This is a genomic window from Mycolicibacterium alvei (assembly GCF_010727325.1).
GTDB classification, from domain to species: domain Bacteria; phylum Actinomycetota; class Actinomycetes; order Mycobacteriales; family Mycobacteriaceae; genus Mycobacterium; species Mycobacterium alvei.
This window is the reverse complement of the sequence record NZ_AP022565.1, coordinates 4,519,882-4,544,855: the sequence shown is the minus strand read 5'-3', so window position 1 is coordinate 4,544,855 and position 24,974 is coordinate 4,519,882. Positions and strand designations below refer to the sequence as shown.

Genomic DNA, 24,974 nt, shown 5'->3' with positions numbered 1-24,974 from the left:
GATCCGCACTTGCCCAACCTCGGCATCGTCGGATAACTTGGACATGTGTCCAGCGATGCCGTGTCCGCAGTCACAGAGTCAGCTCCGGAGCCAGAGAAGGAATCACCGCGCAACCGCAGGCAGGAGGAGACCTTCCGCAAGGTCCTGACCGCCGGAACCGAAATGTTGCGCGAATCGTCCTACGCCGATCTGACGGTGCGTGCGGTTGCCGCACGCGCCGGTGTCGCGCCGGCGACGGCCTACACCTACTTCTCGTCGAAGAACCACCTGATCGCCGAGATGTACCTGGACCTGGTCAGCCAGTGCCCGTACTTCACCGACGTGAACGACTCCATGACCACCCGCGTCGATGCGGCGCTGCGTGCGCTGACCCTGGTCGTCGCCGACGAACCCGAGGTCGCGGCCGCCTGCACCACCGCCCTGCTGGGCGGCGGGACCGACCCCGCGGTACGCAAGGTGCGCGACCGCATCGGCGCCGAGATCCACAAGCGCATCCGCTCAGCCGTCGGGCCGGATGCCGATATCCGCATCGTCTCCGCCCTGGAGATGACGTTCTTCGGCGCGCTGGTCAACGCCGGCAGCGGCGCGTTCACCTACCACCAGATCGCCGACCGACTGACCTACGTCGTCGGGTTAATCCTGGGAGAAGACAAATGACTTTGAAGGAAGTCGAGTTGATCCTCGACCCGTACGACTACGACTTCCACGAGGATCCGTATCCGTACTACCGCCGCCTGCGCGACGAGGCCCCGATCTACCGCAACGACGAACTCAAGTTCTGGGCACTGTCGCGGCACAAGGACGTGGTGCAGGGTTTCCGAAACAGCGTCGCGCTGTCCAACAAGCACGGCGTCGCGCTGGACCCGATCTCACGCAATGACGAGGCGCACCGGGTGATGTCGTTCCTGGCCCTCGACGATCCGGCCCACCTGCGGCTTCGCACCCTGGTGTCCAAGGGCTTCACCCCGCGGCGCATCCGCGAGTTGGAGGGTCGCGTCACCGAGATCGCGGTGCAGCACCTCGATGTGGCGCTGGAACACCAAAGCTTCGATTACGTCGACGACTTCGCCGGCAAGCTACCGATGGACGTCATCTCCGAGCTCATGGGTGTGCCCAAGGAGGACCGGGTGCGCATCCGCGCACTGGCCGACGGTGTCATGCACCGCGAGGACGGCATCGCCGACGTGCCCGAGTCGGCCATCGCGGCCTCGGGTGAGCTGCTGGTCTACTACGCCGACATGGTGAAGCAGCGCCGCAAGCGGCTCACCGACGACCTCACCTCCGCGCTGGTCGAAGCCGAGATCGGCGGCGACAAGCTCACCGACGACGAGATCATGGCATTCCTGTTCCTGATGGTGGTCGCCGGTAACGAGACCACCACCAAACTGCTTGCCAACGCCGCATATTGGGGCTATAAGAATGCCGATCAGCTGGCCCCGGTATTCGATGACCATGAGCTGATTCCGCCGTGGATCGAAGAGACGTTGCGCTACGACACCTCCAGCCAGATCCTGGCCCGCGCCGTCGTCGAGGACATGACGTTCTACGACACCACGGTTCCGGCCGGCGACGTGCTGGTGCTGTTGGCCGGGTCGGCCAACCGCGACGAGCGTGTCTTCGAAAACCCAGACCAGTACCAGATCGGCCGCGACATCGGTTCGAAGCTGGTGAGTTTCGGCAGCGGCGCCCACTTCTGCCTGGGCGCGCACCTGGCCCGCATGGAGGCCCGGGTGGCGCTGACCGAGTTGTTCAAGCGAATCCGCGGATACGAAGTGGACGAGGCCAACGCCGTCCGAGTCCACTCCAGCAGTGTCCGCGGATTCGCTCACCTTCCGATAACAGTGGAGATGCGCTAAATGGCCCGTTTCGAACCCCATCCCGACCGCCGGCCGGCCATCGTGGCCGGTGCGTCGTCCGGCATCGGCGCCGCCACGGCGACCGAACTGGCCGCACACGGCTTCCCGGTCGCCCTGGGTGCACGCCGCGTCGAGAAATGCCAGGAACTCGTCGACCAGATCACGTCCGCCGGCGGCGAGGCGATTGCACTGCCACTCGACGTCACCGACGCCGATTCGGTCAAGTCGTTCGTGCACGGCGCCACCGAGGCGCTCGGGGATATCGAACTGCTGGTGGCCGGGGCCGGTGACACCTTCTTCGGTCAGCTCCACGAGATCAGCACCGATGAGTTCGAGAATCAGATCCAGATCCACCTGATCGGCGCCAATCGCCTTGCCGCAGCGGTGCTTCCGGGCATGGTCGAGCGGCGGCGCGGCGACATCATCTTCGTCGGCTCTGACGTGTCCCTGCGGCCGCGGCCGTACATGGGCGGCTACGGCGCGGCCAAAGCCGGCCTACTGGGGATGGCCAAGACCCTGCAGATGGAACTGGAGGGCACCGGTGTGCGCGCCTCCGTCGTCCATCCCGGGCCCACCAAGACCGCCATGGGCTGGAGTGCGCCGATGGACAAGGTCGGCGAGATGCTCGAGGACTGGGCCAAATGGGGGCAGGCTCGGCACGACTACTTCCTGCGTGCGGCCGATCTCGCGCGGGCGATCACCTTCGTCGCGGAAACCCCGCGCGGCGGCTTCATCGCCGAACTGGAGATTCAGCCCGAAGCTCCACTCACCGACGTCAAGGATCGTCAGAAGCTGAAAGTGGAAGGCTGAGAAACAGATGACAAGCTCAGAACTCAAGGAAGTGCAGCGCGTTTCGGGTGGTGAGGGCGAGGAACACGGTCACCTCGAAGAATTCCGCACCGACCCGATCGGCCTGATGCAGCGCATCCGTGACGAATGTGGCGACGTCGGCTGGTTCCAGCTCGCCGACAAGCAGGTGCTGCTGCTGAGCGGAGCTGAGGCCAACGAGTTCTTCTTCCGCTCCAGCGACAGCGACCTCAACCAGGCCGAGGCCTACCCGTTCATGACCCCGATCTTCGGTGAGGGCGTGGTGTTCGACGCCGACCCCGAGCGGCGTGCCGAGATGCTGCACAACACCGCGCTGCGTGGTGAGCAGATGAAGGGCCACGCCGCCACCATCGAGCGGCAAGTTCGCGGGATGATCGAAAACTGGGGCGAATCAGGGGAAATCGACCTGCTGGATTTCTTCTCCGAGCTGACCATCTACACCTCGACGGCCTGCCTGATCGGCGAGAAGTTCCGCAACCAGCTCGATTCCCGGTTCGCGAACTACTACCACCTGCTGGAGCGCGGCACCGATCCGTTGTGCTACGTCGACCCCTACCTGCCGATCGAGAGCTTCCGCATCCGCGACGAGGCGCGGGCCAACCTGGTCGAGTTGGTGCAGGAGGTGATGAACGGTCGAATCACCAACCCGCCCACCGATAAGAGCGATCGTGACCTGCTCGACGTGCTGGTGTCGATCAAGGACGAGGAGGGCAATCACCGGTTCTCGGCCAACGAGGTCACCGGCATGTTCATCTCGCTGATGTTCGCCGGTCACCACACCAGCTCGGGCACCTCGTCGTGGACGCTGATCGAACTGCTGCGCAATCCGGAGTACTACGCCAAGGTGCAGGCCGAACTCGACGACCTTTATGCCGACGGCCAGGAGGTGAGTTTCCATGCGCTGCGCCAGATCCCGAACCTGGACAATGCGCTCAAGGAGACTCTGCGCCTGCATCCGCCGCTGATCATCCTGATGCGGGTGGCCCAGGACGAGTTCGAGGTGGCCGGCCACCCGATCCACAAGGGCCAGATGGTGGCGGCCTCACCGGCGATCTCCAACCGGATTCCCGAGGACTTCCCCGACCCCGACGCCTTCGATCCCGACCGGTACGAGAAGCCGCGTCAGGAGGACCTGATCAACCGGTGGACCTGGATTCCGTTCGGGGCGGGCAAGCACCGCTGCGTCGGGGCCGCATTCGCCCAGATGCAGATCAAGGCGATCTTCTCGGTCCTGCTGCGCGAGTATGAGTTCGAGATGTCACAGCCGCCCGAGAGTTATCGGAACGACCACTCGAAGATGGTGGTCCAGTTGGCCCGGCCGGCCAAGGTTCGCTACCGGAAGCGGGTTTAGGAGCGCATCCATGGGTTGCTACCGCGTTGAGGTCGACGAGGATCTGTGTCAGGGCCACGCCATGTGCGAGCTCGAGGCTCCCGATGTGTTCCGGGTGCCCAAGCGCGGCGTCGTCGAGATCCTCGATCATGAACCACCCGACGAGCTTCGTGATGCCGTCGAGATGGCCGTCGAAATGTGTCCCACCCGAGCACTATCCATTACAGAGAAGGAATGACATGGCGTCACGCGAAGAACTGGAAGCCTGGTCCGACCGTTGGCTCAAGGCCAACCAGGACGCCGAGAAGGCCGGTGACTGGAAGCCGCTGGCCGACTTCTACACCGAGGATGCCACCTACGGCTGGAACATCGGCCCCAAGGAAGACGTGATGTGCGTCGGCATAGATCAGATCCGCGACGTGGCACTGGGCCTGGAGATGGAAGGCCTGGAGAACTGGGTCTACGAATACCAGCGGGTGCTGATCGACGAGAAGCAGAACGAGATCGTCGGCTTCTGGAAGCAGATCGCCAACAAGTCCGACGGCAGCACCGACGAGATCTACGGCATCGGGGGCAGCTGGTTCCGACTCAACGATCAGCTCCTCATCGAGTGGCAACGCGATTTCTTCGACTTCGGGCACGTGCAGAAGGCGTTCATGAACCTGATCTCCTCCGGTGACCTGACCCCGACGATGCAGAAGCGCATCGAGCGTTCGCTGGCCGGCGAGAAGCTGCCCGGCTACTACCCGCTCGGCGAAGCCCCGGTGAAGATCTGGTAGTTCCCGGCCAAGCAGTTGCTTGGGGGCGGGTGTGACCCAGGCAACTAATGGCTCTAGTCTGTGATCACCGGCTCTAGTGGAAGGCACGTACGGATGAAGACAAAAGGCGCTCTCATCTGGGAGTTCAACCAACCGTGGTCGATCGAGGAGATCGAGATCGGTGACCCCGTCAAGGACGAGGTCAAGATCCAGATGGAAGCCTCGGGCATGTGCCATTCCGATCACCACCTGGTGACCGGCGACATCCCGATGGCAGGTTTCCCGGTGCTCGGCGGCCACGAAGGCGCGGGCATCGTTACCGAGGTCGGCCCCGGCGTCGACCACATCCAGCCGGGTGATCACGTCGTGCTGTCGTTCATCCCGTCCTGCGGTGAGTGTCCGGCGTGCCAGGAGGGTCTGCGCAACCTGTGCGACCTGGGTGCAGGTCTGCTGGCCGGCACCGCGGTGTCCGACGGCACGCATCGCATCCACTCCGTGAAGAACGGCCAGCCCGTCATCCCGATGACCCTGCTGGGCACGTTCAGCCCGTACATGGTCGTGCACAAGAGCTCGGTGGTGAAGATCGATCCGTCCATCCCGTTCGAGGTGGCCTGCCTCGTGGGCTGCGGTGTCACCACCGGCTACGGCTCGGCCGTGCACAGCGGTGACGTCCGCCCGGGTGACGACGTCGTCATCGTCGGCGTCGGCGGTGTCGGCACCGGTGCGCTGCAGGGTGCGCTGGCCGCCGGTGCCCGCAATGTGTTCGCCGTGGATCCCGTTGAGTTCAAACGTGACAACGCGCTGAAGTTCGGCGCCACCCACGCCTACCCGGACATCTTCTCCGCGATGGCCGGCGTCGCCGAGGTCACCCAGGGCCGGATGGCGCACAAGACGATCGTCACCGTCGGTGAGCTCAAGGGCGAGGACATCGACCACTACATGAACATCACCGCCAAGGGCGGAACGGTCGTGGCCACCGCGGTCGCGAACATGGCCAGCAATGACGTCAAGCTCAACCTGTCGATGCTGACCCTGCTGCAGAAGCGCCTGCAGGGCACCATCTTCGGTGGCGGCAACCCGCACCACGACATTCCGCAGCTGCTGAGCATGTACAAGGCCGGCCGGCTGAACCTGGACGACATGGTGACCCGGCAGTACAAGCTCGAGCAGATCAACGACGGCTACAAGGACATGCTGGAGGGTCGCAACATCCGCGGCATCATCCGCTACACCGACGCCGACCGCTAGCATTCACCACCGCCGAGTGGCTACTTACGACACGGAACTCCGCGAGATACGTGTAATAGGTGGCCACTCGACGCTGTTTGTAGGAGGAAAACCCTTGTCTGACAATCCCGTCGTCATCGCCTCGCGGTCGTCGTGGAAGTGCGTGCAGTCCGGTGATCGCGCGGGCTGGCTGGCGCTCATGGCGGATGACGTCGTGGTCGAGGACCCGATCGGTGAGGCCATCACCAACCCCGACGGCACCGGCGTGCGCGGCAAGGAAGCCCTCGGCGCCTTCTACGACACCAACATCGGACCCAACGAGCTGACCGTCACCTGCGAAGAGACATTCCCGTCCAGCTCGGCGAGCGAGATCGCCTACATCCTGGTGCTGCGCACCAAGTTTCCCAACGGATTCACCGCTACCGTGCGTGGCGTCTTCACCTACCGGGTGAACGACGAAGGGCTGATCACCAACCTGCGCGGCTACTGGAACATGGACGCGATGAAGTTCGAAGAGGCTGCGGATTAGCGGATCGCTGGCCGGCCGCGGTGCGATCGTGGTCGGCGGTAGCCGCGGGATCGGGCTGGCGGTCGCCGAGCTACTGGCCGCCCAGGGTGCGGGCGTCGTGGTCAACGGCCGCGATCTGGGGGCTGCCACAGCCGCAGCCGAATCTATTTCCGGTATCGCCTACGCCGGTTCACCCGCCGACCCTGACGTGGCCGACGCGCTCGTCGATACCTGCGCGGCCGAGTTCGGTCGGGTCGACATCCTGGTCAACTGTGCCGGCACCGCAGAGCCGGCCGGGTCCTCGATCCTGAGTGTGACCAGTGCCGAGTTTCGGGACCTGCTCGACGCGCACCTGGGCACGGTGTTCGAAACCTGTCGCGCGGCGGCGCCGAGGATGGTGGCCCAAGGGAGCGGCGCCATCGTCAACACCAGTTCCTTTGCGTTCCTGGGCGATTACGGCGGCAGCGGCTATCCGGCGGGCAAAGGCGCGGTCAACGCGCTGACCATGGCGATTGCCGCCGAACTCTCCGAACACGGAGTGCGGGCCAACGTGGTGTGCCCGGGCGCCCGCACCCGGCTGTCCACCGGCTCGGACTACGAGCAGCAGATCACCGATCTCAACCGGCGCGGCCTACTCGACGACGTCAGCATGCAGGGCGCGCTGGACGCAGCGCCGCCGGAATACGTCGCCCCGACCTACGCCTATCTGGTCAGCGACGCAGCACGGGACGTGACGGGCCGCATCTTCATTGCCGCCGGTGGATTCATCGGCGAATTTGCCCGGCCCACACCAGGTTTCATCGGATACCGCGACCACCACGGTGCGCCGCCGTGGACCGTCGAGGAACTGCACGAGTCCATTTCCAAGGCATGACCGGGCTCAGGATGCGGCGCGCTCGCGCTTGGCCGCCTCGCGAGCAAGCATGCGGTCACGCTGCTCCTCGAACTTGACCACCTTCGTCTGCAGGTCTTCCAGGAACGCCGCCAACTGATCGCGACGGGCCTCACCGACGGGGCTGAAATCGTTGCGCTCGAAGATCTGCCACTTGCGCAGGTTCGGCATGACCACTTCTTCGAGGTGTTGGCGCAGATCGTAGATCCCGTGCTTGGCCATCAGCACGCCATTACGGCGGAAGTCGGGCATTCCCTGTCCCGGCATCCGGAAGTTCTCGACGACAGCGCCGACAGCGTCCAGCGCCTGATCGGGCGAGAGTTCCAGGGCCGCCTCGCACATGTTCCGGTAGAAGATCATGTGCAGGTTCTCGTCCGCGGCGATGCGTTGCAGGAGCCGGTCGGCGATCGGATCGTCGCAGACCTTCCCGGTGTTGCGGTGACTGACCCGGGTCGCGAGCTCCTGGAAGGTCACGTAGGCGACCGACATCAGGAATTCGGAGTCGTGCATCGCACGTTCTTCGTCGGTCGAGGTGAAGCCGTTGGTCACATGCGCCATGCGGGCCTGCTCCAGGGCGACGAGATCGACACCGCGGGTGACCACCAGGTAGTCCCGGATCGCGGTGCCGTGCCGGTTCTCCTCGGCGGTCCAGCGGTTGACCCAGGCGCCCCACGGTCCGTCCTGGGAGAAGCTCCCGGCGGCTTCACGGTGATACGACGGCAGATTGTCCTCGGTGAGCAGGTTGGTGATCATCGCCGCCCGGGCCACGTCACTGAGCTGAGAATGCTCGAGGTCCCAGTCCTGGCCCCCGCTCGCGGCGAAGTTGCGACCCGAATCCCACGGGATGTAGTCGTGCGGATACCAGTCCTTGGTCGTGGCCAGGTGCCGGTTGAGGTTTTCCTCGGCTATCTGCTCGAGTTCTGCCTGCAAAACCGTATCTGTGAGTTCCGCTTGCATGAGTCCCCTCAAAATCGATGTGCGGCCACATCGGACCAGCTAAAATTCCCCACCCGCTCAGCAAACATAGAGCACGGTCTGCCCAAACGACGATTCCGCAGTCGGCACCAAACTCGCAGCCGGCCCGGATCGGCGGCTCACTATGCTTCTCACCATGGCGTCCGTCTTCACAAAGATCATCAACGGAGAACTGCCCGGGCGATTCGTCTATGAGGACGATGAGATCGTCGCGTTCCTGACCATCGCCCCCATGACGCAGGGCCACACGCTGGTGGTTCCCCGCGCCGAGATCGACAACTGGCAGGACGTCGAACCGGCTGTGTTCGGCCGGGTGATGGAGGTGTCGCAGCTGATCGGCAAGGCCGTGTGCCAGGCGTTCGGCGCGCAGCGCGCCGGGGTGATTATCGCCGGCCTCGAGGTGCCGCACCTGCATGTGCACGTGTTCCCGGCCTACAACCTGACCGACTTCGGCTTCGCCCACGTCGACAACAATCCGTCGGCCGAATCGCTGGATGCGGCTCAGGCCAAGATCAAAGCCGCGCTGGCAGATCTGCAATCCGCGGCAGGCTGACGGTGAACCGGCAGCCCTGACCCGGCGCGGTGGAGACCGTCACCGTGCCGCCGTGTGCCAGCACCAGGGAATGCACGATCGACAGGCCCAGCCCGGTGCCACCGCTGGCCCGGGTGCGTGAGGAGTCGGCCCGGTAGAACCGCTCGAAGACCCGGCGCGCGTCATCCTGACTCATACCAGGGCCCTCGTCGCACACCTCGATGACGGCATTGCCGTCATCCGTGCCCACCCGCACGGTGATCCCGGCCGATTCCGGGGTGTGCTGCACCGCGTTGGCGACCAGGTTGCTCAGCACCTGGCGCAACCGGGCCTCGTCGCCGAGCACCTCCGGAGTTCCGGGACCGTCGAACACCTCCATGCGCACCTGACGGCTCGGTGCGATCGACTGCGTGTCGTGTACCGCATCGGTGGCCAGGGCCAGTAGGTCGACCCGGTGCTGATCGAGTGGCCGCTGCGCATCGAGGCGGGCCAGTAGCAGCAGGTCCTCGACGAGCAGACCCATCCGCCGGGACTCACTCTCGATCCGGCCCATGATCATCTCGACGTCCCGGGCGGCGCCCTGGCGGTACAGCTCGGCGAATCCGCGGATCGTCGTCAGCGGAGTCCGCAGCTCGTGGCTGGCATCGGTGATGAACCGCCGCATCCGTTCTTCGGAGGTGCGTGCCTGCTCGGCGGAATGATCGGAGGCCGCGACGGCCCGCTGGATCTGCGCGAGCATGCCGTTGAGGGCCAGCGACAGTCGTCCCACCTCGGTGCGCGGATCCCGTTCGGGGACACGGCGATCCAACTGTCCGGCCGCAATGGCGGCCGCAGTTCGTTCCACCTCGACGAGCGGACGCAGACTGCGGTGCACGACGGCGTAGCCGACGACGCCGAGAACCACCAGCACGACCGTGCCGATGCCCACCTGCGACCAGATCAACGCACGTACCGACGACTGGACGTCGGACAGGTCGATCGCGACGGTGGTGAGCTCGCCGTGCGGACCCTGCACGGTCATGGCCCGCCACTGCACGTCCGAGGACCCGACGGACTCGACGGTCACCGGTACCGGACCCACGTTGTTGTCGTCGGGCAGGTCGGGTTCCGCCTCGCGGTCGTTGACCGCGATCCAGGTCCGACCGTCCTCGTCGACGCCGCGGACGTAGAAGTTCGACGGCGGGCGGGCCGGGTTCGGCCCTTCCAGCGGGGTGGACGGAAGTTGTCGCGGCGCCTGGGCCCAGCTTCCCGCCGCATCGAGCAACGTCTGATCGATACGGCTGACCTCGGTGTGCCGCATGATCGAGGTGACCGCGACGCCCGACGCGAGCAGGCCACAGGCCACCAGAACCAGCGAGACCGCGACCAAGCCGACCCGCAGTGGCACACCGTGCCGCTCTACCCGGTCAAACACCCCAGAATTATGCCGCCGCCGGACGCGGCATCAGCGTGGCTCGCGCAAAACGTAGCCAACGCCGCGGAGGGTGTGCAGCAGACGCTTGTCACCGGTATCGATCTTGCGGCGCAGGTAGGACACGTAGGACTCGACGACGTTGACGTCGCCGCCGAAGTCGTAGCGCCACACGTGGTCGAGGATCTTGGGCTTCGACAGCACCGTGCCCGCATTGATGATGAAGTAACGCAGCAGGGTGAACTCGGTGGGCGACAGTGAAACGGGCTCGCCGGCCTTCCAGACCTCGTGCGTGTCCTCGTCGAGTTCGATGTCGGCGAAAGACAGCTTGGCGCTGCGCGGTTCCTCGACGCCCCGGCCGGACCGGCGCAGGATCACCCGCAGCCGCGCCACCACCTCTTCGAGGCTGAACGGCTTGGTGACGTAGTCGTCGCCGCCGAGCGTCAGGCCGGCGATCTTGTCCTGCAGACTGTCGCGCGCGGTGAGGAACAGCGCGGGGGCGTCGACGCCGTCGGCGCGCAACCGGCGCAGCAGCCCGAAGCCGTCCATGCCGGGCATCATCACGTCCAGGATCACGGCGTCGGGCCGGACCTCCCTGGCCTTGTCCAGGGCGGCGGCGCCGTTGGAGGCGGTGTGCACCTCGAAACCCTGGAACTTGAGGCTGACGGACAACAACTCCACGATGTTGGCCTCGTCGTCGACGACGAGGATCCGGGCCTCCGGGACACTCTCAGGTAATGAAGCAGGCATGGCCATTCCCTGATGTTGCTGGTACGTGTTGAACTCAACCTGCATGCACACTGTGCACTTCCTGTGAGTTTAACTGTGACACGGGTAACTACACTGACGCCCATGAACCTCGGCAAGACGCTGGTCCAGGTTGCTACCGCCCCCGTGCGAATCGGGCTGGCCGTGGCCGACGCCGGTCTCGGCATCGCCAACGAAACACTCAACGCCGTACAACGCGGCATCGGTGACGCAAATCCCCTCAACGGCAGGTCATCGATGGCCTCGCTGTTCGGCATCGACGACGCGGTGGAGCGGGCGAACCGGTTGGCACGACTGCTCGACGACGATGCGCCGCTCGGCCGGGCACTGGCGCCCGAAGGCCCGATCAACCGTTTGCTGCGACCGGGTGGGATCGTCGACCAGCTGACTGCCGAAGGCGGCCTGATGGACCGATTGACCGCAGACAACGGCGCCATGGCCCGAGCTGTCGCCCCCGGCGGCCTGGTGGATCAGGTCACCATGGAGGGCGGTCTGCTGGACCGGTTGACCACCGCCGATGGCGCCGTGTCCCGGGTGATCGCGCCCGGCGGGCTGGCCGATCAGCTGTTGGCCAATGACGGCCTGTTCGAGCGGGTGCTGCGTGAAGACGGGGTGGCCGATCGCCTGCTGGCCGAAGGCGGGCTGCTCGATACCCTCACCGATCCCGACGGCCCGCTGCTCAAGCTCGCCGATGTGGCCGACACCCTCAACCGGCTGGCCCCCGGACTGGAAGCACTCGCACCCACCATCGATGCACTGCACGAAGCGGTCATCACCTTGAGCCAGGTGGTCAACCCGCTGAGCAATATCGCCGGCCGGATCCCGCTGCCACGTCCGCGCAACCGGCGCACCAGCAGCCCGCGGCCGGTCAGTTCACAGCGAGTTATCGACGCCGACGAGTGACCCGCTAAGCTAGCCGCGTTCCACCCGCCTCCTTAGCTCAGTGGTAGAGCAACATACTTGTAATATGTAGGTCATCGGTTCAATCCCGATAGGGGGCTCCACGCCGAATCCGGTTGAGTTCCTAACTGGTGTCAAGCGACCTGGCGGCTCGTAGGCTTGCGTTTGGCGGGCTGGGATGTTGGAGCGCTTGGCGACTCCTGTGACTCCTGGCCCGCCGCCTGCTTGCGACGGTCTCGCATGCGCTGATGCCGGATGTTGTCGCGGCGGCGAGGCTCGATCTGGTAGCGCTCCTGGACGATCATGCGGCCTTGCGCCTCGGTGATCGGGGTGCCGTCCACGTCGCGCAGGATGTAGGGCTGTCGGTCGCGCATGCAGGTGGCGATCCGGGTGACCAGCAGGGTAGCCAGGTGGCAGATCGCCGAGTCGTGGTGGCGGTCACCAGCCATCAACCGCTGGTATTTCGCAGCGATCTGCGGGTCGATCTTGCGGGCTTGATCAGCGGCGGTGCAAAGCATTTCACGTAGCAGCGGGTCGCCAGCCTTGGTGATGTTCGATTCGACCTTGCTCGTCCCGGACTGGCTGACCTTGGGGACCAGTCCGGTGTAGGCGCGGATCGCGGCCAGCGAGTTGAACCGGTGAGCATCGCCGATCCGCCCGGCGATCACGGCGCTGATCACGGGTCCGACGCCGGGAGCCGAAGCAACGATGCCGTCGGGGTCGACGTCGGCGTAGAGGTTGGCGACCCGCTCGTCGATCTGCTTGATTTGTCGGGTCAAAAACAGCGCTTGCTCGGCCTCGTGGGCGATGTCCTCGGCGAGCTCAGCGAAGTTCATCCCGTCTGGTCCCCACAGTGCGAGGGTTTCCTTAGCCGCGACGAGGAGCCCGGCGGCGTGGTCGGCACGCCACGCGCCACGCGACCGGGCGATCAGAAACCGGCTCAGACGTCCCTGGCCGAGCCGAATCACCGTGTTCGGATCCGCGTAGCGAGCAAGGAACTCCAACGCCGCAAGGCCGTAGTTCGAGCCCAGCACCGCATACCAAGCCGGCCCGAGGAGTTCGACGAGCGCGTCGAGTCGGGCATAGACCGCAACCCGCCGTTTCACCATGGTGGAGCGCTGCTTGACCAACCGCCGCAACGGATCTGCCGGCCCCTGACCGGAATACTCGCGCAGGCCTTCGGGGTGCAGCAGCGGTAACCGGGCCAGCAGCTCGGAGTCGATCCGGTCGTTTTTGGTGTGCTTGGAGTAGTACTTGCGCAGATCCGCTGACCGCGTGGTCGGGACCATGACCACCCGGGCCCCTCGGCGGCGGAACCATTCAGCGACCACGATCCAGGCGTTGCGGGTGGGTTCGAGCACGACGGTCAACTCGGCCGGATCGACACAACCCAGCGCCGACCAGAGCCGTTCCAGGTCATCGGGCCTGGTCCAGAACTTGCGACCCCTCCACACGATGGCGCCATCACGCGCCAGGGTCCCTTGGTGGGCAGCCCTGCACGCCACATCGATACCCAACGTCAATGCCATTGCGGTCCTCCTGTCAGGTCACTCCGGTTACACCCAAGTGGCTGACCGCAACGGCCACGGCCCAGACATTCTCTAAGCAGGAGTCCGACCCCAAGGGTCGGCCCCAAGTTCCCGAACAAGGACACCGCTCGACCAGACACCGGGCCGCGAGCGACCACTCAATTCTCAGGGATCACCACGTGTCCCGGTCGGACGTTCGGCCCACCCGCAGACCCACTCAAAGGCTAAATGTCGGTAGCCGGTCGTAGCTTCAACCCATGAGACAGTGTCGCGGCTGCGGTTCGCCGCTCTCGAAACGCAGTCAGAAGGTCTACTGCGGTAATGCATGTCAGGTACTGGCCCAGCGTGACGCCAGTACGAAACAGTGGCTCGAATCCGGCGAGGCATGGATCGACGGCCGCCGCGGGCATTACGTCCGGCTCTATCTCGCCGAAGCGCAGTCAGGCTGTTGCGCCATCTGCGGCGCGGCCAGCACGTGGCAGGGTCTACCCCTCGTATTCGTGTTGGACCACATCGACGGCAACCCGACGAACAATCGTCGCGAAAACCTGCGCCTGGTCTGCCCGAACTGCGACTCGCAGCTGCCGACGTACAAGAGCCGAAACCGTGGTAATGGCCGCCATTTCCGCCGGGAGCGCTACGCCAACGGACAGTCCTACTAGGAGTTCACACCAGACCCCGGCCGATCATCACGAAGGCCGCCAGGGCGAATAGGACCGTGTTGACCAGCACGTTCCGGGGTTCGTGTAACCGGCCGTGGGCCCACGCCGCGCCGACCATCACCACGCACAACCCGGCGGCCGCCAACGGCGTCAGCACCGAACCGATTCCGGTGATCCCCGGCGCGATCAGTCCGATCGCAGCGAGCAGTTCCATTGCCGCGGTGAATCGGACGACCGGCATGGGAAACACGGCCACCCCGGTCTGGCCGGTGTCCAACAGCCGCTGGCGCGCCATCGTGAGTTTGGCGGTGCCCGAGACTGCGAATACCACGGCCAAGGTCAATTGAGCGGCCCATAATGCGACGTTCATGGTGGTATCCCTTCTGTTTTGGGTATCTGGACCTTTGACGAGGGACGGTGCCCGGTTGTGACAACGCAGGGCCACTGTCACACATCACCACGGCGCATCGTCTTCAGGAGTAAGAGGACAACTCACCTCGGGGAGGCACCATGGCAGAACGCACCGGCTACCAGACGATCCGCTACGAACGCCGAGCGCACGTCGGCACCCTCACGCTGAGTCGGCCCGCAAAGCTGAATGCGCTGAATCCCGAAATGCGCACGGAGCTAGGTGATCTCGGTGCCAAACTGGCCGACGACGATACGATCCGCTGCCTGGTGGTGGCGGGCGCGGGTACATCGTTCTCGGCAGGGCTCGATCTGGACGAGGCGATGACGGGCACGCTGGCCCGGTTCGCCGGCCGGGACCCCGACGACTATGCGACCATCGATCTCGGCCTCGAGGTGGCGGGTGTCTTCGAGTTCATCCCGAAGCTGCCGTACCCCAGCATCGCCGCCGTCCACGGGCACGCCTACGGCGCGGGCCTCCAACTCGCCCTGGCCTGTGACTTGCGGATCTTTGCCGAGGGTGCACGCGTGGGCCTCACCGAGACCCGTTACGGCCTGCTGCCGGACATGGGTGCCACCTTCCGCCTGCCGCGTCTCGTCGGTGAAGGCCGGGCACGCGAGTTGATCCTGCTCGGCGAGGTCATCGATGCCGCCGAGGCAGCGCGGATCGGGCTGGCCAACCGCGTCGTGCCCGATGACCAACTCGGTTCTGCGGCAGCTGAACTCGCTGAACGGTTGGCCGCCCAACCGCCGGCGGCCCTCCGCGGCGCGCGGGCGGCCATCGATGCCGGCTGGCGGTTGAGCCCCGCCGCCGGATTGCGGATGGCCGTCGCCGCGCAGGCTCGATGCCTCGCCTCGGACGAGTTCAGGAATGCGCTGGCGGTCAGACCCGGGTCGTGAGCTTCCGGAACGCCTGGTATTCGCTTTCCTTGTAGGGCCGTCCGTCGGGGCGCAGCAGATCGCTGAACCACACGTTCGGCACCTTCGTGTAGGGCTTGTCCCACGAATCCCACGGGAAGTACGTCTGGGTCTTGCCGGCCACCATGCCCCAGCTGTACGCACCGACGTTGTGCCGCTTGGCAACCGGAAGCACACCCTCGACGGTGCTGCCCTGGTCTCGGGCCAGGTATTCGGTGCACAGGATCGGCCTACCCAGCGGTGCGAGTTCGGCGATGCGAGCCTCGAATTCAGCAGGGCCGGCGTACGAGTGGAACGAGATGACGTCGGAGTTGTCGAGTTGGAAGTTGTCCATCTCGCTGCGGCTTCCGCGATCCCAGTTGCCCTGCCACACACCACTGGTCAACGGCTGCACGGCGTTGACCGAGCGCGCCCAGCCGAACACCTGGGGCAGCAGCCCTCCGACGGCGTCGATCTTGTCCTTGCGTTCGGTCTTGCGGTACTGCTTGGCCGGGTTGTCCGGCTCGTTCCACAGATCCCAGCCCAGGACCCGGTTGTCATTGCGGAATTGGCTCATCACCCCGACCACGTAGTCGCGCAGCACGGGGCGGTAGCGGGCGTCGTCGATGCGTTGGGCCCCAGGGCTCTGCACCCATCCCGAGTTGTGCACCCCCGGCGTCGGTGCCCGCTGCGCACCGACCTGGGGGTGGGGATCCCAACATGAGTCGAAGAACACGAACAGCGGCTTGATGCCCTGACGGGCCGCGATCCCGACGAATTGGGCCAGTCTGCTTTGGAATCCGGCGCGGTCCTGCGCCCACAGCAGATCGTGCAGGAACACGCGCACCGTGTTGAACCCGAGTAGCCGGCACGCTCCCAGTTCACTGTCGACGCGCCGCGCGTCGTAGGTACCGGGAGCAAACATCTCAATCTGGTTGATCGCGTTCGAGGTGATGAAGTTGGTGCCGACCAACCAGCCCTGCGCCTGATACCACGCGTTGGCTCGCTCGACCGGCCACTGGCCGGGTGCGGCGGTCGCCCGCGGGATCACGGGAAGGGGAGCCAGTGCCTGAGGAAGAGCGGCTGCAGCTGCCAGTACCAGCGGGATCTTGAGGGCCGTTCGACGGTGCACCTAGTGAACATAGTGGCGCCCAGCAAATACCCCGGACTCACGTATCACATTGCAATCATTGAGGTTTCAGATCGTTATCAACCCGGCACCTCAGAGCCGGCCCACCGTGAAGTCCGCCGCCTGCCCCGGCATCCCGTTGAGCAGGTAGGCACTGTGCGCGAAGTTGGGGACCCCGGCCGGGGTGCCGTCGCAGATGGTGTCACCCGGCTCGCACAACTCGATGGTCTTGTCCTTGTAGCGCGGGCCGATCACCATCGCCGGCGCGCCGATATCACGCATGAACTCGTCGGACGGGGTGCCCAGCAGCACCACCGAGGCCACATGGTCGGACACGGCGGGAGGCATGGGCTGCGGGATGAACTGCTTGTACTCGGGCGGGATGCCGTCAGGAATCGCGGCCGCAGTGGTGTAGCCGGCTACCACCGCGCCCTGGGAGTATCCGCCCAGTACCACCTTGGTGCCGGGACAGTCCCTGACCGTGGCCTCGATGTGGCCGGAGGCATCCCGGATGCCGTCGACGACCGTCCTGGCGAACTCGATGCGGTCACCGAAGTTACCGCTGGCCTGGTAGTTGACGGGATACACCTCGACCGAGCGTTGCCCGGCACGCGCACGCAACGCGTCGACGAATGTCTGTCCCGGACCGCCGACGCCCGGCGGTTCGTAGGTGCCGCGGGCGAACACCACCTCGACATCCGGGCACGGCTGCGCGGACGCGGCGGGCATGGGTGCGATGGGTATGGCGCAAGCAGCGATCAGCGTCGCACCCTGGATCATTTTGAGGACGTTCATTTCGGCTCCACGCCTGCGGGGGATCGTGTCGAACGTACGGTTCCCCGTGCCGGCACATTCCAAACCCGGACAACACGTCCAGGGACTTACCCCAGCGGTACGTCCAGGTAGGGCCGCGGGTCGGCCGCACCCGGGCCGTCGAAGTGCCACCACTCCCCCGAGTACACGGTCAGCCCGCCGGCCTTCATGGCCTCGCGCAGCCTCGCCCGATTAGCCTGAGCCGCGGGGCTCACCCCGTCGGTGGCGTACGCGAGGCTGCGCGGTGTGAAGTCGTCGAACCCCGTGCCCATGTCGACGAGCGATCCCCTGCCGGCGATCGTCACGTCGACCGAGCGGCCTGCCTCGTGACTGCGAGCGTAGGCGCTCGGCCGGGCCACCCAGTTGGGATTCGGCACCACCTCGAACATTCTGACCTGTACCTCATGTGGGCGGTAGCAGTCCCAGAAGACCAGCCGGTCGGGCCGCAGAGCGGCGGCGGCGGCCGCCAACCCGGGTGCCATCGACTGGTGCACCAGGCAGGGCGCGCCGGCCGGATAGAGCTGCTGACCGACGAAGTTGCCGGTCGTCGCGTACCGCAGGTCGATCACTGCGTCGGGCACCGCCGAGCGCACGTCGACAAGCCCGGCCTCGGCCGCCGGCCGGGCGGACGCCAGGGCGGGATTTACCACAGCGGAATTCACCACGATGGGCACCAGAACCAGGGCTGCGATGACACCTCGCCGAACCGACGTGCACCATGAAGCCTTAATTGCCTGTTCAAGCATCGTTTCGTCCTAGCCGTCAATTTCACCGGGCGGGCACCTACGCAGGGTTACGCTCATCCTGTTCTGCGCACGAGAACAAGATGAGCCTCGACGATAACCAGACATCGATCGATGAACTGCTCGACCGGGCCGTGCGTGCCTGCAACCGCGGCGATCGTGTCGCGACAAATTCCCTGGCCGGGCAGGTTCTGGCGGTGGATCACGGCAACACCGACGCCGAAGACCTGCTCGCCGCCTCCGACGGGCACGGCGAGATCCGCTAGCTCTGTAGCGGAAATGCCACTCTCCTCTTCAGGAACGTTGCTTTCCGATGTACGATAATCACACTCTTGAACTGGCGTCGGGACCCCGGCGGCCATCTACTTACGCGCAGAAGTACCGACGGATTGGAGCAATCCTATGGCGTCAGCCGTACCGGAGACCGTCGCGACCCGCTATGCCGGCCGACGGGTCGAACGGGTCGAGGACACCCGCCTGCTCACCGGGCGCGGGACGTTCGTCGACGACATCATGCGGCCCGGCATGCTGCACGCCTGCTTCGTCCGCAGTCCGTACGCGCACGCGAGGTTCAGCGCCGTCGACGCCGCCGCGGCGCTGGCGCTGCCCGGGGTACACGCCGTACTCACCGCCGCCGACCTCAACCCCGAGGTCAAGGAGGCCTGGCACGCCGTCGCAGGCAAGGACATGCCCGACACCCCTCGCCCACCGCTGGCCGAGGGCGAGGTGAAGTTCGTCGGTGACCCGGTGGCCCTGGTGATCGCCGAGAGCCGGTATGTCGCCGAGGACGCCGTGGATCTGGTCGACGTCGATTACCAGCCATTGCCCGCCATCGCCGACTTCCGTGGGGCCCTGACCTCCGATGTCGCGGTCCACGAGGCCTACCCGGACAACAATGCCGGTGGTATGGCCGGCATGCCGCCGGACGAGGAGGTCTTCGGCGCCGCCGCGCACGTGGTGAAGGAGCACATCTACCAGCAGATGCACGTGCCGGTGCCGATCGAGTGCCGCGGCATGGTCACCGAGTGGTCGGCGACCTCAGGCGAGCTGACCATCTGGGCCTCCACCCAGACCCCGCACGAACTGCGGGCCTTCGCGGCCCGCCTGCTCGGCATCCCGGCCCAGCACGTCCGGGTAATCATGCGCGACACCGGCGGCGGATTCGGCCAGAAGGTCGTCCCGATGCGCGAAGACATGTGCATCATGCTGGCCGCACGAAAAGTGCCGACCGCGCTGAAGTGGATCGAGGACCGCCGCGAGAACCTGATGTCGGCCGGTCAGTCCCGCCACGTCGACGGCGACGTGCGAATGGCTTTCGACGACAACGGCACCATCCTGGCTGCCGACATCGACTTCGTCCAGGACGTCGGCTCCTACCCGACCCCGTATCCCGTGCTGACCACCGCAGCCATCGGCATGTTCTTCCCGGGTCCGTACCGGGTCCCCAAGGCCAGCTTCAACTACAAGACGGTGTTCTCCAACACCGCGGGCCTGCACGCCTACCGCGGGCCGTGGCAGTACGAAACCCTCACCCGCGAAATACTTCTCGACATCGCCGCCCGCAAGATGGGTATGGATCCCGTCGACCTGCGGCGCAAGAATCTCCTGCGCCGCGACGAGATGCCGTACTTCAACCCCAACGGCATGCCCTATGACCACGTCGCCCCGATCGAGACCTTCGAGCAGGCCGTCAAGATCCTCGACCACGAGGGCTTCCGAAAGGAGCAGGCCGAGGCGCTGGCCCAGGGCCGCTACCTCGGGCTGGGCTTCTCGGCCTACATCGAGCCGACCGGTGCGGCCACGGGGCACCTGGCCAGCGAGGGATGCACGATCCGGATGGAGCCGACCGGCAAGATCAACGTCTACGTCAACGGCGGATCCACCGGAAACAGCTTGGAAACCACCGTCATTCAGCTCACCGCCGACGCTCTGGGCGCCGACATCGACGACGTCGCCACCATCCAGGGCGATACCGCGGTGACCCCCTACGGTGCAGGCACCCAGGGCAGCCGCAGCGCCCCGATGACCGCAGGCGCGGTCAACGAGGCCGGTACCATCCTGCGCAACCAACTGGTCGCGATGGCCGCCGCACGGCTGGAAGTCGAGGAAGCCGAGATCGAGCTCAGCGGGTCGAAGGCGGTCGCCCGCAACGATCCCGAAAAGAGCGTCAGCTTCGCCGATCTGGCCTTCCGCGCCCACTACGAGCCGCAGATGCTGCCGCCGGGCATGTCGGCGACCCTGGAGGCCACCGCGCGTTACACCGCACCGCCGACCGCACCGATCCATTGGGCGAACGCCACCCACGCCTGCACGTGCGAGGTCGATGTCGTCACCGGGCACGTCACCCTCACCCGCTACATCGTCAGCGAGGATGTCGGCCCGATGATCAACCCCAACGTGGTGGAGGGCCAGATCGCCGGCGGCACCGTCCAGGGCATCGGCGGGGCGCTGCTGGAGAAGCTGTCCTACGACGACGCCGGAAACCCGTTGTCCTCAACATTTGTCGACTACCTGCTGCCCACCGCCACCGAGGTTCCGACCATCGAGTACGGCCACGTCGAGATTCCGGGACCCGGCGTCGGAGGCTACAAGGGCGCCGGCGAGGGCGGCGCGATCGGCTCGACGCCCGCGGTGATCAACGCCGTCAACGACGCTCTGGCCCCACTCGGGGTCACCCTGACCACATTGCCCGCCACCCCGGCGGCCATCGTCGAAGCCATCGAGCAGGCGCAGGAACCCCGCTCACAGAAACAAAACGGAAGGGACCACTGATCGTGGAGCTCAACAACGAATTCCGGGTCGCGGTACCTGCGGCGAAAACCTGGGAGGTGCTCACCGACGTCGAGCGCGTCGCACCCTGCCTGCCCGGCGCCACCCTGCTGAGCGTGGACGGCGACGATTTCACCGGGGCGGTCAAGGTGAAGGTCGGCCCGATCACGGTGTCCTACAAGGGCGATGCGACGTTCCAGGAAAAGGACGAGGCGGCGCAGCGGGTGGTGCTCAAGGCCAATGGCAAGGAGACCCGTGGCAACGGCACGGCCTCGGCCGTCGTGACGGCCCAACTGAAGGACGAAGGTGATGCCACGCTGGTTGTCGTCACCACCGACCTGGCCATCTCGGGCAAGGCCGCGCAGTTCGGCCGCGGCGTGTTGGCCGATGTCTCCGGCAGCCTGATCGATCAGTTCGCCAAGAGCCTGGAGGCCGAACTCCTCGGCGTGACGGCGTCGGATACCGAAACCGGCTCCGCTCCAACCGAACAGGCACCACAGGAGGCCGCGCCGATCAACGCGATGGCCCTGGCCAAGGTGATGGCGGTACCGATGGCCAAGCGTTTCGGCCCGGCCATCGGAGCCGTCGCCGCCGCAGGCGTGCTCGGCTTCCTGATCGGCCGAGCCGGCCGCAGCAAGCGTAGGAACAGCGGGCTGACCACCGAGGACCTGCACGCCGCGCTGCTCCGGTTGGTGTCGTGAAGCCCGCCCCGTTCGCTTATCACCGGCCCACCACGGTCACCGAGGCGGTGGCCATGCTCGGTGAGTTCGGCGAGGACGCCAAGGTCCTGGCCGGCGGTCAGAGCCTGGTGCCGATGCTGGCGATGCGTCTGACGCATTTCGAGAACCTGATCGACATCTCACGGCTGCCCGAACTCAACGACATCACCCTGCAGGGCAGTGAGATCCGTATCGGTGCGGCCACCCCGCACGCCATGGTCGGCCTGGATGACGAGGTGGCCGATTCGGTCCCGCTGTTGACCATGGCCACACCGCACATCGGCCACTTTCAGATCCGCAGCCGCGGCACGCTGGGCGGTGCGATCGCGCACGCCGATCCGGCCGCCGAATACGCGGCGGTTGCGCTGGCGCTCGACGCGACCATCGAGGCCACCTCGTCGCGCGGCGTCCGCCACATCCCGGCGGCCGAGTTCTTCACCGGCCTGTGGGCGACCTCGCTGGCGTCTGACGAGATCCTGACCGCGGTGCGCTTCCCGGTGGCGGCAGGTCGCAGCGGCTTCGGCATCGCCGAATTCGCCCGGCGCCACGGCGATTTCGCGATTGCGGGCGCGGTGGTCGGATTCGAGCTCGACGAGGACGACCGGATCACCCACTGCGGCATCGGCCTGCTCGGGCTCGGCTCCACACCGCTGCGGGCCACCGCTGCCGAGACCGCGGTGCTCGGGACGCCGATCGGCGGCCTGTCCGCCGACGAGATCGGTCGGCTGGCGATGTCCGAGCTCACCGACATTCCTTCCGACCTGCAGGGTTCAGCGTCCTACCGGGCACGGGTGGGCGCTGCCATGGTGTCCAGAGCCTGGACCCAGGCCACCACGAACGTCGAGGAGACCCTCAATGCATGAACTGCCGGTAGCGCTTTCGGTCAACGGCCGTGATTACCAGGACGTGGTCGAGCCGCGGGTGACCCTGGCCGATTTCCTTCGGGAGAATTGCGGACTGACCGGTACCCACCTCGGCTGCGAGCACGGCGCCTGCGGTGCCTGCACGGTGCTGCTGGACGGGCAGGCGGTCCGGTCCTGCCTGGTGTTCGCGGTTCAGACCGACGGTCAGGAAGTGACCACGGTCGAGGGCATCGCCGGCCCGGACGGTGAACTGTCCGCGGTGCAGGCCGCGCTCAAGGAATGCCACGGCCTGCAGTGCGGCTTCTGCACCCCGGGATTCGTCACCTCGATCACCGCACTGCTGCGCGACAATCCGAACCCCACCGATGACGAGATCCGCGAGGGACTCTCGGGCAACTTCTGCCGGTGCACCGGTTACCAGGGCATCGTCAACGCCGTGCACCGGGTCTGCGAGAACGTCAGCCCACAGGGCCAGCAGTAGGTTCGGCCATCTGGATTGGTCGGCGGCCGGTGCGCTGAGCTCGTGGGAGGCCGGAGGGGAGCACCCGGCCCAGAAATGACAACGCTGAAGATTGCGGTCACGTGGTAACCGCAATCGTCAGCGCAATGTTCTATCTACTCGCTCGGGACGACGCCGCGCAGACCGTCGGCGCCGTACAGCGGTTCCAGCATTCCCGAGATGTCGGGACCGCGGCGCAGGCTGTGTCCACCGTCGACGCCGATGGACTGACCGGTGATCCAGCCCGCGGCGTCGCTGAGCAGGAACACCGCCAGGTTGGCGATGTCCTCGACCTCTCCGAACCGCGGCATCGGCGTGCAGGCTTCGTAGTCGTCGCGGGCGGCCGGGAGTTCGAAGACCGGGCCGACCATCTCGGTGCGGGTCAATCCGGGCCGGATGCTGTTGAACCGCACCGAGGACGGCCCGAGCTCGTCGGCGGCGAGTTTCAGCAGGTGATCGAATGCCGCCTTGCTCACGCCGTACGCACCGAACCAGCGGTGGGTATTGGTCGAGGCGATCGAGGAGATGCCGACGAACGAACCGCCACCACCACGGACCATTTCGCGGCCCGCGTGCTTGATCAGGTACATGGTGCCGTTGACGTTCAGGTCGACGGTCTGCCGCCACAGTTCGGAGTCGATCTGCGTGATCGGACCGATGGTCAGCGACCCACCGGCACTGTGCACCACACCGTGCAGTTGGCCGTTCCACCCGGTGGCGACGTCGACCGCGTGGCGTACCTCGTCTTCGCTGGTGACGTCGGCGGGCTCGTAGCGCACCGATCCGGGCCCCTGGGCGTTCAGTTCGTCGGCCGCGGCACTGAGCTTGTCGGCGTTGCGGCCGACGAGCAGGGCGTTGCCTCCGGAGGCGACGATGGCCGCCGCAGCGCCCCTACCGATGCCGCTGCCGCCACCTGTGACCAGGTAGGTGCGATCCTTCAACGACAGTTCCATTTCACTCATCCTTATGGTGTATCGCGTTGGGCCGGTTTCGGGGCCCCCAACGTCCGCCAGTCGGGAACATCGGGCGGCATACCCACCGGCCAGCGGTTCTCGTTGGTCGCAGCCCAGTGTGCGTGACCGAGCTCGTGAATGTGGAACGCGTGGCGCAGTGCCTCGGTGAAGCCCATCGCGTCGCTCGCAGCGTTGACGGAATCCTTGACCAGCAGGGCCGCCATCGTCGGCCGCTCGGCGATGCGCCGGGCGAATTCCAGTGTCTTGTCTTCGAGTTCGTCGCGCGCGAAGATCTTGGACACCATGCCCAATCGATAGGCCTCGTCGGCGTCGATCGAATCACCGGTCAGCAGTAGTTCTTTGGCCTTACGGGCACCGAATTCCCACGGGTGGGCGTAATACTCGACGCCCGGCATCCCCATGCGCACCCCGACGACATCGCTGAACTTCGCGTCATCGGCGGCCACGATCAGGTCGCAGGCCCAGATCAGCATCAGCGCCGCGGAGATCGCGTTGCCCTGCACCTGAGCGATGGTGATCTTGCGCAGATCCCGCCAGCGCCGGGTGTTCTCGAAGTAGAAGTGCCACTCCTGCAAATAGGTCCGTTCGGTGACACCGGCGGCGGTGGCACCGTGGGAGCGGAATGTCGGGTGCTGGTCGGGGCCCGGGGTACGCTCGGCCAACGCTTCTTCGGAACCGAGGTCATGGCCGGCCGAGAAGTTCTTGCCCCTCGCAGCCAGGATCACCACCCGGACCGCGTCATCGGCCTCGGCACGGCCGAACGCCTCGTCGAGTTGCACCAGCAGGGTCCGCGACTGGGCGTTCTGCGCATTCGGCCGGTTCAGCCAAATCCTGGCGATGCGGCCGTCATCGAGCGTCTCGTATTCGACCTGACGGGCTGAGTCATCGGGACCGGCCATATCGGACCACCTCTTAGTCAAGGTAAGTAAGTTACAGACTGCACATTACGTGTATCACGCGACCCGGCTCACACCGGGATCACAG

27 protein-coding genes, 1 tRNA gene and 1 pseudogene are annotated in these 24,974 nt (G+C 65.9%); 19 read left to right on the top strand and 10 right to left on the bottom strand.

Annotated features, from left to right (window positions below):
- The first annotated feature begins 45 nt into the window (after positions 1–45).
- From G6N44_RS21565 to G6N44_RS21525, 9 genes are all read left to right on the top strand, one after another.
- Positions 46–657 (top strand): TetR family transcriptional regulator, encoded by a 612-nt coding sequence (locus tag G6N44_RS21565; protein WP_163667407.1) that lies wholly within the window; start codon positions 46–48, stop codon positions 655–657.
- Positions 654–1,856, top strand: coding sequence for a cytochrome P450 (locus G6N44_RS21560; protein WP_163667405.1), 1,203 nt, complete (start codon positions 654–656; stop codon positions 1,854–1,856). Before G6N44_RS21565 ends, G6N44_RS21560 begins: the two co-directional genes overlap by 4 nt.
- The gene (locus G6N44_RS21555; RefSeq protein WP_163667402.1) at positions 1,857–2,666 is read left to right on the top strand and encodes an SDR family oxidoreductase; all 810 of its coding nucleotides are present in this window, start codon (positions 1,857–1,859) and stop codon (positions 2,664–2,666) included.
- Between the two features lie 7 nt (positions 2,667–2,673).
- Positions 2,674–4,035: a lanosterol 14-alpha demethylase gene (locus tag G6N44_RS21550; RefSeq protein ID WP_163667399.1), complete on the top strand. Its 1,362-nt coding sequence runs from the start codon at positions 2,674–2,676 to the stop codon at positions 4,033–4,035.
- A gap of 10 nt (positions 4,036–4,045) precedes the next feature.
- Positions 4,046–4,252, top strand: a complete 207-nt coding sequence (locus G6N44_RS21545) for a ferredoxin Fdx (protein WP_065457680.1) — start codon at positions 4,046–4,048, stop codon at positions 4,250–4,252.
- A gap of 1 nt (position 4,253) precedes the next feature.
- A complete protein-coding gene (locus G6N44_RS21540; protein ID WP_163667396.1) occupies positions 4,254–4,793 on the top strand; it encodes a nuclear transport factor 2-like protein in 540 nt (179 codons plus the stop codon).
- Positions 4,794–4,886: 93 nt separating this feature from the next.
- On the top strand, positions 4,887–6,020 hold the full coding sequence (locus G6N44_RS21535) for an NDMA-dependent alcohol dehydrogenase (RefSeq protein ID WP_163667393.1): 1,134 nt from the start codon (positions 4,887–4,889) through the stop codon (positions 6,018–6,020).
- A 94-nt stretch (positions 6,021–6,114) separates the two neighbouring features.
- Positions 6,115–6,528: a nuclear transport factor 2 family protein gene (locus G6N44_RS21530; protein WP_235682833.1), complete on the top strand. Its 414-nt coding sequence runs from the start codon at positions 6,115–6,117 to the stop codon at positions 6,526–6,528.
- A 25-nt stretch (positions 6,529–6,553) separates the two neighbouring features.
- Positions 6,554–7,381 carry an SDR family NAD(P)-dependent oxidoreductase gene (locus G6N44_RS21525; RefSeq protein WP_163670230.1) on the top strand — a complete coding sequence of 276 codons (828 nt, stop codon included), beginning with the start codon at positions 6,554–6,556 and terminating at the stop codon, positions 7,379–7,381.
- Positions 7,382–7,387: 6 nt separating this feature from the next.
- Here the strand turns inward: G6N44_RS21525 and G6N44_RS21520 are convergent, their stop codons facing one another.
- Positions 7,388–8,356, bottom strand: a complete 969-nt coding sequence (locus G6N44_RS21520) for an acyl-ACP desaturase (protein ID WP_163667390.1) — start codon at positions 8,354–8,356, stop codon at positions 7,388–7,390.
- 154 nt (positions 8,357–8,510) lie between these two features.
- Here G6N44_RS21520 and G6N44_RS21515 point away from each other — a divergent pair, with 154 nt between their 5' ends.
- The gene (locus G6N44_RS21515) at positions 8,511–8,927 is read left to right on the top strand and encodes an HIT family protein (RefSeq protein ID WP_163667387.1); all 417 of its coding nucleotides are present in this window, start codon (positions 8,511–8,513) and stop codon (positions 8,925–8,927) included.
- On the opposite strand, the gene G6N44_RS21510 is transcribed toward G6N44_RS21515, so the two are convergent.
- Complete coding sequence (locus G6N44_RS21510; RefSeq protein ID WP_163667384.1) at positions 8,887–10,320, bottom strand: sensor histidine kinase; 1,434 nt, start codon at positions 10,318–10,320, stop codon at positions 8,887–8,889. The two genes, G6N44_RS21515 and G6N44_RS21510, sit on opposite strands and share 41 nt — an antisense overlap.
- 30 nt (positions 10,321–10,350) lie before the next feature.
- On the bottom strand, positions 10,351–11,073 hold the full coding sequence (locus tag G6N44_RS21505; RefSeq protein WP_163667381.1) for a response regulator transcription factor: 723 nt from the start codon (positions 11,071–11,073) through the stop codon (positions 10,351–10,353).
- A gap of 96 nt (positions 11,074–11,169) precedes the next feature.
- On the opposite strand from G6N44_RS21505, the gene G6N44_RS21500 reads away from it, so the two are divergent.
- A complete protein-coding gene (locus tag G6N44_RS21500) occupies positions 11,170–11,988 on the top strand; it encodes a hypothetical protein (protein ID WP_163667379.1) in 819 nt (272 codons plus the stop codon).
- 26 nt (positions 11,989–12,014) lie between these two features.
- Positions 12,015–12,089, top strand: a tRNA-Thr gene (locus G6N44_RS21495).
- A 30-nt stretch (positions 12,090–12,119) separates the two neighbouring features.
- Here the strand turns inward: G6N44_RS21495 and G6N44_RS21490 are convergent.
- A complete protein-coding gene (locus G6N44_RS21490) occupies positions 12,120–13,514 on the bottom strand; it encodes an IS110 family RNA-guided transposase (RefSeq protein WP_163667376.1) in 1,395 nt (464 codons plus the stop codon).
- A 257-nt stretch (positions 13,515–13,771) separates the two neighbouring features.
- On the opposite strand from G6N44_RS21490, the gene G6N44_RS21485 reads away from it, so the two are divergent.
- Positions 13,772–14,176 carry an HNH endonuclease gene (locus G6N44_RS21485; protein ID WP_163667372.1) on the top strand — a complete coding sequence of 135 codons (405 nt, stop codon included), beginning with the start codon at positions 13,772–13,774 and terminating at the stop codon, positions 14,174–14,176.
- Positions 14,177–14,180: 4 nt separating this feature from the next.
- On the opposite strand, the gene G6N44_RS21480 is transcribed toward G6N44_RS21485, so the two are convergent.
- Positions 14,181–14,546: a DoxX family protein gene (locus G6N44_RS21480; protein WP_163667369.1), complete on the bottom strand. Its 366-nt coding sequence runs from the start codon at positions 14,544–14,546 to the stop codon at positions 14,181–14,183.
- A gap of 140 nt (positions 14,547–14,686) precedes the next feature.
- Between G6N44_RS21480 and G6N44_RS21475 the strand changes: the two genes are divergently transcribed.
- A complete protein-coding gene (locus tag G6N44_RS21475; RefSeq protein WP_163667366.1) occupies positions 14,687–15,484 on the top strand; it encodes an enoyl-CoA hydratase/isomerase family protein in 798 nt (265 codons plus the stop codon).
- Here G6N44_RS21475 and G6N44_RS21470 read toward each other — a convergent pair.
- The 3 genes from G6N44_RS21470 to G6N44_RS21460 all read right to left on the bottom strand — a co-directional run bounded on the left by G6N44_RS21470 (position 15,468) and on the right by G6N44_RS21460 (position 18,169).
- Positions 15,468–16,613, bottom strand: coding sequence for a glycoside hydrolase 5 family protein (locus tag G6N44_RS21470; RefSeq protein WP_179964427.1), 1,146 nt, complete (start codon positions 16,611–16,613; stop codon positions 15,468–15,470). The two genes, G6N44_RS21475 and G6N44_RS21470, sit on opposite strands and share 17 nt — an antisense overlap.
- Before the next feature lie 90 nt (positions 16,614–16,703).
- Positions 16,704–17,405: a cutinase family protein gene (locus G6N44_RS21465; RefSeq protein WP_163667363.1), complete on the bottom strand. Its 702-nt coding sequence runs from the start codon at positions 17,403–17,405 to the stop codon at positions 16,704–16,706.
- Between the two features lie 86 nt (positions 17,406–17,491).
- Positions 17,492–18,169 carry a M15 family metallopeptidase gene (locus G6N44_RS21460; protein ID WP_235682832.1) on the bottom strand — a complete coding sequence of 226 codons (678 nt, stop codon included), beginning with the start codon at positions 18,167–18,169 and terminating at the stop codon, positions 17,492–17,494.
- An 80-nt stretch (positions 18,170–18,249) separates the two neighbouring features.
- Between G6N44_RS21460 and G6N44_RS21455 the strand changes: the two are divergent.
- From G6N44_RS21455 to G6N44_RS21435, 5 genes and pseudogenes are all read left to right on the top strand, one after another.
- Positions 18,250–18,429, top strand: a pseudogene (locus G6N44_RS21455) (hypothetical protein); the annotation flags it as partial.
- Positions 18,430–18,568: 139 nt separating this feature from the next.
- Positions 18,569–20,938, top strand: a complete 2,370-nt coding sequence (locus G6N44_RS21450) for a xanthine dehydrogenase family protein molybdopterin-binding subunit (protein WP_163667361.1) — start codon at positions 18,569–18,571, stop codon at positions 20,936–20,938.
- Between the two features lie 2 nt (positions 20,939–20,940).
- Entirely contained in the window at positions 20,941–21,636 is a 696-nt protein-coding gene (locus G6N44_RS21445) for an SRPBCC family protein (protein ID WP_163667358.1), read from the top strand.
- A complete protein-coding gene (locus tag G6N44_RS21440; protein ID WP_163667355.1) occupies positions 21,633–22,517 on the top strand; it encodes an FAD binding domain-containing protein in 885 nt (294 codons plus the stop codon). The genes G6N44_RS21445 and G6N44_RS21440 overlap by 4 nt, the downstream gene beginning before the upstream one ends.
- Positions 22,510–22,998: a (2Fe-2S)-binding protein gene (locus tag G6N44_RS21435; protein ID WP_163667352.1), complete on the top strand. Its 489-nt coding sequence runs from the start codon at positions 22,510–22,512 to the stop codon at positions 22,996–22,998. The genes G6N44_RS21440 and G6N44_RS21435 overlap by 8 nt, the downstream gene beginning before the upstream one ends.
- A gap of 134 nt (positions 22,999–23,132) precedes the next feature.
- On the opposite strand, the gene G6N44_RS21430 is transcribed toward G6N44_RS21435, so the two are convergent.
- The gene (locus tag G6N44_RS21430; RefSeq protein WP_163670223.1) at positions 23,133–23,969 is read right to left on the bottom strand and encodes an SDR family oxidoreductase; all 837 of its coding nucleotides are present in this window, start codon (positions 23,967–23,969) and stop codon (positions 23,133–23,135) included.
- 11 nt (positions 23,970–23,980) lie between these two features.
- A complete protein-coding gene (locus G6N44_RS21425) occupies positions 23,981–24,889 on the bottom strand; it encodes an enoyl-CoA hydratase (protein ID WP_163667349.1) in 909 nt (302 codons plus the stop codon).
- Positions 24,890–24,974 lie beyond the last annotated feature (85 nt).